10 protein-coding genes are annotated in these 13217 nt (G+C 66.4%); 1 reads left to right on the forward strand and 9 read right to left on the reverse strand.

Features of this window, described 5'->3' with window-relative positions; translation table 11 throughout:
• Positions 1 to 86: 86 nt before the first annotated feature.
• Positions 87 to 1535, reverse strand: coding sequence for a hypothetical protein (locus tag YM304_RS04300; protein ID WP_015440416.1), 1449 nt, complete (start codon positions 1533 to 1535; stop codon positions 87 to 89).
• Positions 1536 to 1635: 100 nt separating this feature from the next.
• On the opposite strand from YM304_RS04300, the gene YM304_RS04305 reads away from it, so the two are divergent.
• Complete coding sequence (locus YM304_RS04305; protein ID WP_041298000.1) at positions 1636 to 2283, forward strand: TetR/AcrR family transcriptional regulator; 648 nt, start codon at positions 1636 to 1638, stop codon at positions 2281 to 2283.
• A gap of 10 nt (positions 2284 to 2293) precedes the next feature.
• Here the strand turns inward: YM304_RS04305 and YM304_RS04310 are convergent, their stop codons facing one another.
• From YM304_RS04310 to YM304_RS04345, 8 genes are all read right to left on the reverse strand, one after another.
• The gene (locus tag YM304_RS04310) at positions 2294 to 4297 is read right to left on the reverse strand and encodes an ABC transporter permease (protein ID WP_015440418.1); all 2004 of its coding nucleotides are present in this window, start codon (positions 4295 to 4297) and stop codon (positions 2294 to 2296) included.
• Positions 4298 to 4348: 51 nt separating this feature from the next.
• A complete protein-coding gene (locus YM304_RS04315) occupies positions 4349 to 5080 on the reverse strand; it encodes an ABC transporter ATP-binding protein (protein WP_015440419.1) in 732 nt (243 codons plus the stop codon).
• Complete coding sequence (locus YM304_RS04320) at positions 5077 to 5895, reverse strand: ABC transporter ATP-binding protein (protein WP_015440420.1); 819 nt, start codon at positions 5893 to 5895, stop codon at positions 5077 to 5079. The genes YM304_RS04315 and YM304_RS04320 overlap by 4 nt, the downstream gene beginning before the upstream one ends.
• Before the next feature lie 2 nt (positions 5896 to 5897).
• On the reverse strand, positions 5898 to 8456 hold the full coding sequence (locus tag YM304_RS04325) for an ABC transporter permease (protein ID WP_015440421.1): 2559 nt from the start codon (positions 8454 to 8456) through the stop codon (positions 5898 to 5900).
• Between the two features lie 227 nt (positions 8457 to 8683).
• Complete coding sequence (locus tag YM304_RS04330) at positions 8684 to 10183, reverse strand: ABC transporter substrate-binding protein (protein ID WP_015440422.1); 1500 nt, start codon at positions 10181 to 10183, stop codon at positions 8684 to 8686.
• 199 nt (positions 10184 to 10382) lie between these two features.
• Complete coding sequence (locus YM304_RS04335; protein WP_015440423.1) at positions 10383 to 11420, reverse strand: zinc-dependent alcohol dehydrogenase; 1038 nt, start codon at positions 11418 to 11420, stop codon at positions 10383 to 10385.
• 123 nt (positions 11421 to 11543) lie between these two features.
• The gene (locus YM304_RS04340) at positions 11544 to 11762 is read right to left on the reverse strand and encodes a hypothetical protein (protein ID WP_015440424.1); all 219 of its coding nucleotides are present in this window, start codon (positions 11760 to 11762) and stop codon (positions 11544 to 11546) included.
• On the reverse strand, positions 11759 to 13186 hold the full coding sequence (locus YM304_RS04345) for an aromatic ring-hydroxylating oxygenase subunit alpha (protein ID WP_015440425.1): 1428 nt from the start codon (positions 13184 to 13186) through the stop codon (positions 11759 to 11761). Before YM304_RS04345 ends, YM304_RS04340 begins: the two co-directional genes overlap by 4 nt.
• Positions 13187 to 13217: the final 31 nt, after the last annotated feature.

Raw genomic sequence — 13217 nt, forward strand, 5'->3', positions numbered from 1 at the left:
GAACGCTCCCGAAGCTAATTCACCGAGCAGTCGATTTACGCAGCGGAGGGGATCTCACGGCGCTCAGGCCCGCCCGCCAGGCTCGATCAGTTGCCGAAGCCGGTCAGTTCGCCTTCGAACATCGAGCGCACGAACTCCCCGGTGTCGGGATCGACCTGATCCACGTACGACATGCCGGTGGTGGATCGTCCTTCGCCTTCGGCCGACGTGATGACCCGGCGTGACACGCTGAGCCAGACGCCCTCGGGGTCGGTCGGGATCAGTTCGGCCTCGACGAAGTCGTTGCCGTCTCCGGCGGGGATCTCGAACTGGGTGACTTCGCCCGTCGCCGGGTCGAGGCGTCGCAGCGGTTGCGCTTCGCGGATGTCCATCAGCCAGAGGTGGTCGCCGACGACCTGGAGCTGGACCTGCGACATCGCCGACAGGGTGAATCCGGTCTCCTCCTGATCGAGGAACTCGCCGATGCCGTCGTCGATCGGGAAGACCGACACGTCGCTGGTGGCCAGGTCGAGGCGGGCGACGCCACCGATGATCGCGTTTCGCTGCTCGCCGGCCTCGTCGAGGTACGACGGTGTGCGGCTGAACACCCACCAGATGGCGTCGTCGGACACCACGACGCTGTCGCTCGAGATGACCGGCTCGTCGTCGTAGAAGAACGACGCCTGATCGTCGGGAACCGGGCTGCCGTCGTCGGTGATGGTGAACTCGGCGAGGTCGGTCGACCCGGCGAGCGTCGACAGCCACAGGTTCTCGTTGAAGCACACGCCGACGATCTCGACCGGTTCGAGCGTCTCGCTGTCGACGCGCGCCGGGATGCCACTCAGATCGACGTAGAGCGTGCCGTCGCTACCGACCCCGATCGGACGTGGTGTGGCGGTGCAGCTGCCGCCACCGTCGGTGGCGATCTCGAGGGTGTCGTTGCTGACCTCGCCGGTCGGTTCGCCCGTCGAGATCGAGTAGCGGACGATCGTCTGGGTCGTCGATCCGTCGGCGTCGCTGCTGTTCCGGCGGAGCCAGATGGAGTCGCCACCCGCACCGATGAGGTTCCACGTCGTCCGCTCGAGCGACTCGGAGCCGTCGCTGTTCGGCCCGAACGCGACGATCTCTCGGCCGGTGCCGGTGGTGAGGTCGAACTCGGCGACCGAGGTCTCGTTGACGAAGTCGAGGTCTTCGATCTCGCGGAAGACGAGGCTGTAGGCGCGATCGCCGACCACGATCGGTTGGTTGGTGCGGTCGGTGAACCAGTCGGCTTCGTACGACAGTTCGAAGCTCTCGCCGGTGTCGCGATCGATCCCGTAGAGGCCGAGGCCGAGGTCGAGCACGCTGACGAGCGCACCGTTCACCGACTGCGAGCCGGCGGGTTGCTCACCGTCGTCGCCGTCGGTCTCCTGATCGTCCTCGGGCTGCTCGACACCGGTGTCGGCGTCGTCGTCGGGCGTCGAGTCGCCGTCGTTGACTCCGCCGCCACATGCGGCGACCGCCAACGATGAGATCGCCAGTACACTGAGAAATCGCTTCCGTCCTGTTGCACGCATGGCGCTCAACGTAGACAAGCGAGCCGAATTCGCGTCGAGAATTCGCACACTGTTCTGCTCCGCTGAGGTAATGGGGTGTGTCGTCCGTCATACTTTCAACGTGGCGACAGATGACAAACCCGGATCCCGTCGGCGAGGCCGGCCACCGGCCACCGACTCAGCCGCCACGCGCGAGGCGATCCTGGCGGGCGCCCGCAAGCTCTTCGGTGAGCGCGGATTCGGTCCGGTCACCAACAAAGACCTCGCCGCAGCCGCCGGCATCACGACCGGTGCGCTGTATCACTACGTCGAGTCGAAACTCGATCTGTATCTCGAGGTCAACCGAGACATGCAGAGCCAGATCTACGAGCAGTTCCAGAAGGCCGAGGCGAGCGAGCACACCTTCATCGGCAAGCTCGAGGCCGTGCTCGAAGCTGCTCACGTCATGAACAAGCAGGATCCGACGCTCGCTCGGTTCGTCGGCGTCGTGCGCACCGACATCCGGCGTCACCCCGAGATCCGCGAGCGCCTGCACAGTTCCGACGAGCGCCGCGAGGAGTTCTTCTTGCGGCTCGTCGATTGCGGCACCGAGACGGGCGAGATCAAACCCGAGCATCGACCGCTGGTGCGGGCGTTCGTTTCACTCATCCTCGTCGGCCTCACCGAAGGCAACTCGTCGTCGATCGAGCGGCACCGTCGAGCGATCGACTCGGTGCTCGGCGTGCTGCGTGGCGAACTCGTCTCTCCGCCTCCCGAACCGGCGGGCTGAACTCGCGCCGCTAACCGGTGGTGAAGAACTCGATCTCGTCGGCGTCCGCGCTCGGCGGCGTCGGGCGGACGCGTCGCTGAGCGGCTGACCGTTCGAGTCGACGGCGTACCGCCGTGCCGACCCCAGCCAGTCCGGCGGGGAACACGATGGCCACCGCCATCAACCCGATGCCGGTCAGCAGGAACTGATCGACGGTCGATCCACCACCGAGGAAGACGACGGCGAACGCACCTGACGGCGCTAGGAAGCCACCGATGACCGCTCCGGCGATCGACCCGATTCCGCCGAGGTAGCCCAGCGCGAGGAGTTCGAGTCCTTCCTGCGCGTCGAGGCCGGCGCCGGTGAAGGTCGTCGACTTGTAGGCGAACATGACGCCCGCGATCGCCGCGAGGAACGACGAGAGAGCTGCGGCCAGCACCTTGGTGCGCGGCACGTCGATGCCCGACGACGCCGCCGCACGCTCGTTGGACCGGACCGCCATGAACCGGCGACCCAGCGTGCCGCGTCGGATGCCGTGCACGAACAGCGCGCAGCCGACTGCGAACGCGAGCAGGACGAAGCCGAAGCGTCGATCGGGGAACTGCCCGTCGCCGTCGATGCCGAGCTCGATTCCGCCGATCGAGGGTGACTCGACGGTGGCCAGCCCGCCTCGGCCGACGAAGGTCGGGCTGCGGAAGAACAGTTCGTCGAACACGACGGCGGCCGCGAAGGTGACGATCGCGAACTGGATGCCACGTACACGCAGTGCCGGCACTCCGACCAGGGTGCCGACCGCGGTGGTGACCGCGATCGCCGCGAGCGGCCCGATCGGAAACGGCAGCACTTCGTCGAAGCGCGACAGCATGAACGCACTGAAGCCGGCGAACGACAGTTGGGCGAGCGACACCTGGCCGACGAACCCGGTGAGCACGACGAACGACAACAGCAACGTCATCACGTAGACCGACTGGATCGTGGCGAAGCGAACGGTTGCGTCCGACGACGCGAGCGCGAGTGCGGTGGCGCCGATCGTGGGCACCCACAGCAGTGGCTTCCAGCGCACACGCTCGACGGGTACGTTGCGACGCTCGAGGAGCACCGCCCGGTTGGGGAGGGTCTGGCCGACGAGCATGACCGCAGCGATGATCACGGCGAACGGCACGAGCGAACTGACGCCACCGTGGAAGAAGCGGGGGATCTGCTGCTGGGCCACGATGTGCACGGCGAGCGCTTCGAAGGCGCCGATCGACAACCCCGCGATCACCGCCATGCGATACGACGAGAGCCGCGCAGCAAGGGCTGCACCCAGCGCGGGCACGACGTAGAAGCTGAAGTTGAGCGGGTTCACGCCGCCCAGCGACGAGGCGAGAATGCCGATCACGCCACCGACGGTCGACGCGACGATCCAGTTGTAGAGGCCGAGGCGGATCGGGTCGAACCCCAGCAGCACCGCCCCCTTCTCGTTGAGGAACGCGGCGCGAGTGGCGAGCCCGAACGTCGTGCGCGTCATGACGAGGTGGACGGTGAGCGCGAGTGCCACGACGACGCCCGCCACCCAGAGTCGGTCGATCGGATACGGGCGTCCGAGCACCGACACCACACCGTCGGGAAGCAGCGCGGGGGTGCGAATCGTGCCGCTGCCGAAGATCTTCACGGCGAGCGCCTGGAGCGCGATCGTCAAGCCGACCGTGGCGACGAGCATCGTCACCTGCGGCGCGCCGCGCAGCGGCCGGACGACGAGCAGATAGATCGCCAAGCTCACGAGAGTTCCGACGACGAGGGCCAACGCCACCGCCGGTGCCGCGGAGAGCGGTTCACCGAACGAGTAGCGGTTGGGGACCAGGACGATCGGCAGCACGAGGTCGCCCGACGACCGCAGTTCCGCGTACGTCACGGCAGGGATCATCGCCATCGCCCCGACGGCGAAGTTGACGATGCCACTGCCGCGGTACGCGACGATGACCCCGCACGCGAGGGCACCGTAGAACGCGCCGGTGCCGATGCCGAGGAGCGCGAAGAACGCCCAGGTGTTCATCGGTTCAGCGCGCCGACCGCGTCAGACGCGGCCTGACGCTGGTCGGCATGCCTACGAGAGCGCGGCGTCGCCGAGGTAACTGGCTTCGAGCACGCTCCGGTTCGCCGAGAGTTCGGCGGCACTGCCCTGCATCATGACTTCGCCGTGGTTGAGGACGTAGCCGCGGTCGGCCACCTCGAGCGCCATGTGTACGTGCTGTTCGACCACGAGCACACCGCAACCGGTCTGGTCGGCGATGTCGCGGACGATCGGCAGCAACTGCTCGACGATGATGGGTGCGAGACCCAGACTCATCTCGTCGACGAGCAGGCACTTCGGGTTCGAGACGAGCGCCCGAGCGATGGCGAGCATCTGCTGCTCACCACCCGAGAGCAGACCGGCGAGGCGCGAGCCCAGCGGCTTGAGTGCCGGCAGGAGGTCCATCGCCCGGTCGTGGGCTGCGGCACGATCGGCTTTGGCGCCGGTGAGTCCGAGCTTGATGTTCTCGTCGACGGTCAGGTCGAAGAACAGCGACCGGTCTTCGGCCACATGCGCCAGTCCACGCCGCGGGATCATGTGCGGCTTGGCGCCGGTGACCTCTTCACCGAGCACGGTCACCGTGCCGGCCAGCGGCTTGAGCAGACCCGAGAGCGTGAGCAGCGTGGTCGTCTTGCCGGCACCGTTGGGTCCGAGCAGTGCGACGACTTCACCCTTGCCGACGGTGAGGTCGAGGTCGCGCAGCACCGGGATGCCGCCGTAACCGGCATGCAGCTTGTTGATCTCGATCAGAAACTCATCGCTCATGACGTTGCCTCCGTGGTGGTTGTGGCGGCACCGAACTCGGCACCTCTCTGCGCTTGTTCTTCGCCGGCGCTCTCGCCGAGGTAGGCCGAGATGACCGCCGGGTCGGCGCGCACTTCGGCAGGCGTTCCGTGGGCGATGATCTTGCCGAAGTCGAGAACGTAGATGTAGTCACACACGTTCAGGACGAGGCCCATGTCGTGGTCGATCAGGAACAGACTCATGTCGTGTTCGAGGAACTCCCGAAGGTGCTGGCCGAGGAGTTGGCTCTCGGACGTGTCGAGACCGGCAGCGGGCTCGTCGAGCAGCACCAGTTTCGGCTTCGCGGCCAACGCCCGAGCCACACTGATCAGCTTGCGCTGACCGTGGCTGAGGTCGCTCGGGAGCGTGTCGGCACGATCCTGCAGCCCCATGATCTCGAGCGCCCAGTCGACCTGCTCCTTGAACTGCCGCTCGTTGCGGCCCGGCATGACGATGTCGGTCAGGAACGAATGCCACTTCGGACGTTCGGCTGCCGCCATCAGGTTGTCGCGGACGCTGAGGTCCTCGAACAGTTCGAGCGACTGGAAGGTTCGCGTGAGCCCCATGAGCGCCCGCTGATCGGGTGACACGCCGGCGAGATCGACCCCGTCGAACGTGACCTTTCCTTCCGACACCGGCGTGAAGCCGGTGATCGCGTCGATGAACGTGGTCTTGCCGGCACCGTTCGGTCCGATCAGGCCGACCAGCTTGCCGGTGTGGCAATCGAGGTCGATGTCCTTGTTCGCGTACAGGCCGCCGTAGTTGACGGAGAGTCCGCGTGCTTCGAGTAGTGCCATGATCAGTTCGCTCCTACGAGTGCTGGTTCGTCGGTACCGGGTGAATGGTCGGGTGTTGCGCCCTCGGCGCCGTGCGGCGGCGTCTTGCCGGTGATCCGGCGGTACAGGGAGCGGATGAACAGTGCGAGTCCGGCGCCGAGCAACGGCATCCAGACCTGACTGTAGGTGTCGACGCGCAGCGGCCAGATCAGCCAGCCGGCGATGTAACCCGCCAGTGCGGTCGGGCCGAAGCGCTTGCCCCAGTCGACCCACGCTGCGCCGGCTTCACCGAACGAGGGCGACGGCTTGCCGAGCGTGAGCGAGAAGGCGAACATCATCGCCCAGGCGAGGAACGCCGTGAACAGGATCCACAGCCACACGTTCTCGATGAACTTTGCGTTGTAGACGAAGAAGGCGGTGCCGATGACGAGTGCCGCCATGAACGCCTTCACCATCGTGCCCTTGGCGCCGCGGTAGTTCGACCGGATGGTCTCGGCTCCGGGGATCGCACCCACGAGCCAGCCGCCGGCGTGTCTGACGCCTTCTCCGAAGAACGGTGCCACGCCTTCGGGGTGGATGATGGCGGTGACGATGATGCCGAGACCCGTGAGGGGTCCGATGTAGCTGTCGATGTTGGTGCCGTGGAACATGTAGTTCGAGAACGTCGGAACCAGGGCTCCGGCGCTCAGCAACATGCCACCGACGATGGCGCCGTTGATCGAGGTGATGCCCGCCAGGTAGGCGGTGGCCAGGATGGCGAGGCTGGCGCCGTAGACGAAGTTCGCCGACGACACTTCGACCTGCTTGAAGCCGAGCATCACGCCGCCGAGACCGGCGATGCCGGCGCTCATCGCGAAGGCCAGCAGCTTCGTGCGGGCCACGTTGATGCCCGCCGACGCAGCGGCACGCTCGTTGGCTCGCACGGCCAGGAACCGTCGCCCGACGCCGGTGCGCCGGATGTTGGCGACACCGATCGCACAGAGTGCCAGGACCACGCCGCCGAAGAGCGCGAACAGTGGGTTCTCGTTCTGGGCTCGATCACTTCGAGCGCCGATGTCGGCACCGAGGAACGTCGGCTCCTTGACGTAGGCCGGGATGCCGGCACGGAGCTGCGTGATGACTTCGTTCTCGAGGTAGAGCGACTGGATGGCCACGGCGGTGGCGATGGTGACCACGGCGAGTTGGACGCCACGGATACGCACCGCCGGCAAGCCGACGATGATGCCGACAATGATGGCGACCACCACCCCGATCAGGCCGGCGATCGGCCAGGGGAGCGAGGGGCCGCTGACCGGGGTGAGGTTGGAGCCTCGCCCGATTCCGTCGGCCATCATGCGGGCGGTGATGAATGCGGCGATGCCGGCGAACGACATCTGCATCAGCGAGATCTGTCCGATGTAGCCGGTCAGGATGACGAGCGACAGGAGGATGATCGCGAGGATCAGACCGTTCTGGATGGCGTTGGCGAACCGGGTGCGGTTGCCGGCGTTCTCGAACACGAAGGCCAGGGTCGTGATGACCGTGATCCAGACCAGTGCGTGTTCGTACATGCGCTTCGGTTGGGGTGCCAGCGGGAGACGCCGCTCTTCGACCGAGCCACGGATCGGGAGGCTCTTGCCTCGGACCACGAGGACCAGGACGATGACGATCAGCGGCACCGCTTGGCTCACGCCGTTCTCGATCCACGTGAGCGGACCCGAATCGAACCAGGTGGCCTTCTTGATGTCGAGCAGGGTGCGGACCGCACCGAGGCCGAGACCGCCGATGATGGCGATGGGGATCGATCGGAGACCGCCGATCAACGCTGCGGCGAGCGCCGGCACGATGAGTGCGGACAAGCCGATCGGTGTGATCTGACCTTGGAGTGGCCCGACGATGATGACGGCGAGAGTCGCGGTGACCGAGGCGATCACCCAGTTGACGGCAGCGAGCGTCTGCGGGTTGTAGCCGAGGAGCAGGGCGCCCTTCTCGTTGCCGGCCGCGGCTCGCGTGGCGAGACCGAAGCGGGTGAATCGGTAGCCGGCCCAGAGCACGAGCCCGAAGAGGATCGAGAAACCGACGACGTAGAGCGTGATGCGCGAGATCGGCTTGCCGAGACCGAGGAAGTTCTCGATCACTTCGTCGGGAACGACGGAGCGTGGCTGCGGGAAGGAGTTGCCGAAGTTGAGCAGCGCAACACCCTGCAGATAGAGCAGGAGACCGACGGAGGCGACGACCTTGCCGAGCGGTGCGGCGTTGCGCAGCGGTCGGAAGACCAGGAAGTGCACGGCCAAGCCGAGCAGTGCCGCCATCGCGAGTGCGATCACCAAGGCGACGACGAACGGTGCGGAACCGTCGCTGTCGAGGGTGATCCGCACGGGGATGTTGACCGTGTGCGTGGGAAGGAAGTCGACCCAGGGCAAGAAGATCTCACCCCGATTCCATGCCGAGTCGAACGTGAACATTCCGAACATGGCGAGTGCGCCATGAGCGAAGTTGATGACGCCCGAGCCCTTGTATGAAATGACGAGTCCGGCGCCGAGCATCGCGAAGAGCGCGCCCAGACCCAGACCGCTGATGAGGAAGAAGATGATGTCCTTCACGCAGGTGCTCCAAGTAAGTGAGTGATGGAACCGCCAGCGGCTGCCGACAGTGGTGGTGACACAGCGAGCCGGGGCAGATCGGTGATCGACCCCGGCTCGCGGTCTCAGATATTCGGTTGTTCAGGTGTTGCGGGTGTTGCAGGTGTTCGGTGTTGCAGGTGTTCGGTGTTGCGGTGTTCGAGCTCGGGTGGGGCTCGTGAGAGCCCCACCCGAGACGAGGTGTCGGATCAGCCCGGACGGAGTTCGGTGCCGGCGACGAGGTCGAGGCCCGAGGCCTGCTCGATGACCTTGACCATCTTTTCGCCGTCCCACTGGTTGAGGCTGATGTCTGCGGTGCAGACCGCGGTGTACGGCTCCGGGGCCGCGCTGCAGTTGAGCGGCGAACCGCCGAAGGCCGGCATGCTGCCGTCGGTTGCGGCGAACGCATCCGAGATGGCCTGGCCGGTGACTTCACCGTCGATGGTCTGAGCGATCTCCCAGATGTTCATCATCGTGGAGAAGCCGTTGCCGCCGAACCCGGTGAAGACGAGGTCTTCGGGCATGCCGTACTCGGGTGCCTTCGTCTGGTACGTCGTGGCGTTGTCGAGGTGCTGACCTTCGAGGCCCTCGGGCGGGGTGAGCACGCCGTTCTGCGTCGTGGTGACGTAGATGCCCTTGACGAGGTCGCCGGCCGCACGGATGGCGTCGAAGTCGGTGCACGAGCCCGACAGGATCAGCGGGGTCTCGTCGTTGGACCAGCCGAGGCGACCGAGCGCATCGACGAAGTTCCAGCAGTCGGCACCCTGCGCCGAGAAGATGATGACGTCGGGATCGAACGCCAGGATCTCGGTGGCCTGGGGCGTGACGTCGGGCGTGGCCGGGGCCACCGGCACACCGATGTAGGTCAGCTCGGGGCGTTCGCCGGCGCGAGCCGACTCGCCCGGCGTGGTGCCGTTGATGACGTCGAGCGGCTTCGCTTCGAGGTCGTTGTAGCAGACCACTCCGGGAGGAGTGTCGGCCCAAGGCACGCCGACCCGCTCGACGGTGATGCCGGCGAGTTCTTCGATCTCATCGGTTGCGATCTGCACGAGGCCCGTGTGGACACCCAAGCAGCCGCCACCGGCGCCGATCGCGTACACGCCCTCGGACGTGAAGTCGCCGAGCGTGACCGCCGACGAGACGACGACCGGGATGCCGGAACCCTGGTAGATGCCGAAGTGGTTACCGAAGAAGTTGATCGTGGAGATCGCCAGCTCGACGCCGGATGCCGACAGCTCGTTGGCGCAACGCTGCGAGTCGTCGGGCGAGATGACGGTCTTGCAGAGCTCGATCTCGATCGGACGGCCACCGAGGCCGCCGAGTTCGGCGTTGATGTAGTCGGCCGCCGCTTGGATGGAGGCGGAGTACTCGGGGAACGATCCGTTCGGGTCGCCCTCCGGGTTCTGCACTCCGATGCGGATCGGCTCGCCGGTCGGCGCTTCGATCTCTCCGGCAGGCTCCTCGGCGGGAGCCGCTTCGCCCTCTTCGCTCTCTTCGGCGGGAGCTTCTTCGCTCTCCTCGGCCGGAGCCTCTTCGCCTTCTTCGGCAGGTGCCTCTTCGCCTTCTTCGGCGGGCGCCTCTGCTTCGGTCGCCGGTGGTGCGTCGCCGTCGCCTCCGTCGTCATCGCTACCGCATGCCGCCGCGACGAGTCCGAAGCTGAACGCGAGTGCGAGCACCTTCTTCGATCGTTGAGTCGATCGTGTCTTCATGGACGTGTGTCCCCCTTGGTGAGTGATGGTCCGCCGGTCTGTTCACGTCGGACCGGCGCTCAGATCCGCTGGTGCGTGACCTGATTCACACGAAACTAACTCATCGGTCAATTCGCGATCGCAGTCGGAGCGACCCGAATTTCAACTTTCTGAACGGGGCGTCGGATTCGCTTCCGAAGGCCCGATGCAGCCGGTGCGGTCAGGCCCAGTTCGGGTTGACGAGGACCTTCGCCTGCTGTGTCGCCCCACCCGCGAGGTCGGCGATCGCGTCGCCGAGTCCGGCGAGGCTCGCGGTCGACGTGTGGAGCGGTTCGACGAGCACTCGTCCGTCGGCCATCATCCGCATCGCCATGTCGAACTCCTCGTGGAAGTAGGCGAGCGCAGCGGTCATGCGGATCTCCTTCACGAGCCACACGGCGGGGCTGATCGTGGCGTCGGTGTCGGGCACGCCGATGAGGCAGATCGAGCCGCCGCGCCGAGCGAGGTCGACGGCGGTCTGGATGGCCCAGGCCCGGCCGACGCATTCGTACACGATGTCGGCGCCGAGCCCGTGCGTCGATTCTTTGATCAGCGTGCTGGCCTCGTCGCCGGGTTCGACCACGTCGGTTGCTCCGAGTGCCAGCGCGAGTGCTCGACGCTCGGCGTTCGGTTCGATCACGATGACACGTCCGGCTCCCGCGGCGCGGACCCACTGCATGGTGCCGAGTCCGATCGGGCCGGCGCCCTGGATGACGGCGGTGTCGCCGAGGCGGAGGTAGCTCTGACGCACGGCGTGGAACGCGACGGTGGCGGGTTCGACCTGCGCGGCCTGCTCGTCGGTGAGGCCCGAGTCGGTCTTGACGACGCGCGACTCGGCGACGGCGATGCGTGGCGCGAACCCGCCGTGCGGGGGCGCGAGCGGATCGCTGCCGATCGCGCTCAGGAAGGCGGCTTCGCATCGGTCGGCGAGGCCGGCCTCGCATGCCGAACACCGGCCGCAGGCCGGCGACGCGGCGACCACCACGCGGTCGCCCTCGGTGAGCGAGCGCACCGCCTTGCCGGTGGCGCTGACGGTTCCCGACCATTCGTGGCCGCAGATCGACGGGCGGTACGGGGTGCCCGACTGGTACGCGTGGATGTCGGTGCCGCAGATGCCGCAGAAGGCGATGTCGACGACGACGCCGGCGTCAGGGGGAGTGGGATCGGGGAACTCGACGAGTTCGACGGTTTCCTTGCCGGTGATCAGTGCCGCGTACATGACGCAATACTGCCGATCCGAGAGCCCCCCGGACGAAGGGGAGTCTCGGACCGGCAGTCGGTCGGAAGCTGGTCGGTTGTGCGTGGGCGCTGCAGCCGTCGTGTGTCGACGGCGGCCGAGCGCTCAGTCGCTGGTCGGCGTCGGGTCGACGCGATGATTGGCGATCTGAGGGCCGCCGACCCACCCGCACAGCTGCGGGTCGCATTCGCGCAACTCGCCGCTGATCCAGTGGCCGTCGATCCCGAAGATGCCGACCTTGCCGTCGAGGGTGACGCGGATGTTGCCCTCGCCGTCTTGTTCGTGGAGTGCACCCGTGAACGGGTGCACGATGCCGGCGCTCACTTGGTCCCCCTGCTCACCTCGACGGGCTGACCGGACGCGGCGGCCGCGGCTTCGCCGCGCTCGATCCACTCACCGAGCAGCGTGTGCAGCCAACGGATCTTCGACTCCTGGTAGTTGGAGAACGTGGCGCCGGGCTTGCTCGTGGTCTCGAGCCCCTTCTGCACCTTGGCCATGTTGAACACGTCTTGTTCGAAGACCTTGGCCAGCATGCCGAGCACCGGTGCCGACGCCCAGATGTCGTCGACGCCGAGCTTGATCTCCTCCGCCGGCGGCGGTCGCTCGCCGGTGAACGGCGAGAGGAAGAAGCATTCCATGATCGCTGAACGGTGATCGTCGCCGTTCGGGCGGAAGCGGTAGACGATGCGGTTGAACGCTCCCCACGGATGGAAGTTGGGGAAGACGGTGTAGTCGATCGAGTCCATCATCTCGGAGTCGCTCATCTGGTCGACGCGATCGCCGACGATCGGACGCCAACGCTCGCGTGATGCCGCGGCGGCGACCGCTCGAGCGGTGGTTCCGTCGGGCACTTCGAACGGCGCCTCCTGGTCGACGCGGACGTCGAGCATGCTGCGAAGCATCTCCTGCTCCGACAGGCCGGTGTCGTCACCGAGCAGCGGGCTCGGTGTGCCGCCGGGCGTGATGACACGCGAGCAGTTCTCGAACACGTCGACCTGGCTGTTGGTGTCGCCGAGGTACGTGAGGATCTGCGGGTGCGTGGCGTTGACGTGGTACGCCTCGCAGAACGCCTCCTGCGCGATCTTCCAGTTGGCTTCGATGACGCGCGAGACGTGGCCTTCGACGTAGCGGTTCTCGAGATCCCAGATCTCGAACTGCTCCATCGTGTCGCCGAGGTGCTCTTCGAGCGGCGCTGCGTCGGGGTCGGGGTTGATGAAGACGAAGCCGGCCCACGTGCCGACCGAGCACTCGGGCAGCGTGAAGTCGTCGGGGCGCTGGTCGACGTGCGGGAAGTCCCACGCGGCCGGGATGTCTTGCAGTTCGCCGTTCAGCTTCCAGGCGAAGCCGTGGAACGCGCAGCGCAGCTCGGAGCAGTGGCCGTCGTACTCCTTGAGCTGGCGACCGCGGTGCAAGCACGCGTTGGGGTAGGCCTTGATGCCGTCGTCGGTGCGCACCACGAGATACGACAACTCGGCGATGTCGTACTTGATGTAGTCACCGACTTCGGGGATGTGTTCCTCGCGACACGCGAACTGCCACACCTTCTTCCAGAGGTGGTCGACCTCTTTGCGGTGCCATTCGCGCGACGTGTAGCGCTCGATCGGGACGTCGTCGCTACCGAAGTAACGCGGCGATTCGAGACGCAAGACGTCGGGCACCGGGTGTGTGTCAGCGTCGAGAAGGTCTTGGTACGTGACGCCCGGAGATTTTGCTGCTGCAACTTCCGGGGGTGGTTCGATTGCCGTCATACACCGATTATCTATCGCGCAGTCAATTTGA

This window comes from Ilumatobacter coccineus YM16-304, from assembly GCF_000348785.1.
Taxonomy (GTDB): domain Bacteria; phylum Actinomycetota; class Acidimicrobiia; order Acidimicrobiales; family Ilumatobacteraceae; genus Ilumatobacter_A; species Ilumatobacter_A coccineus.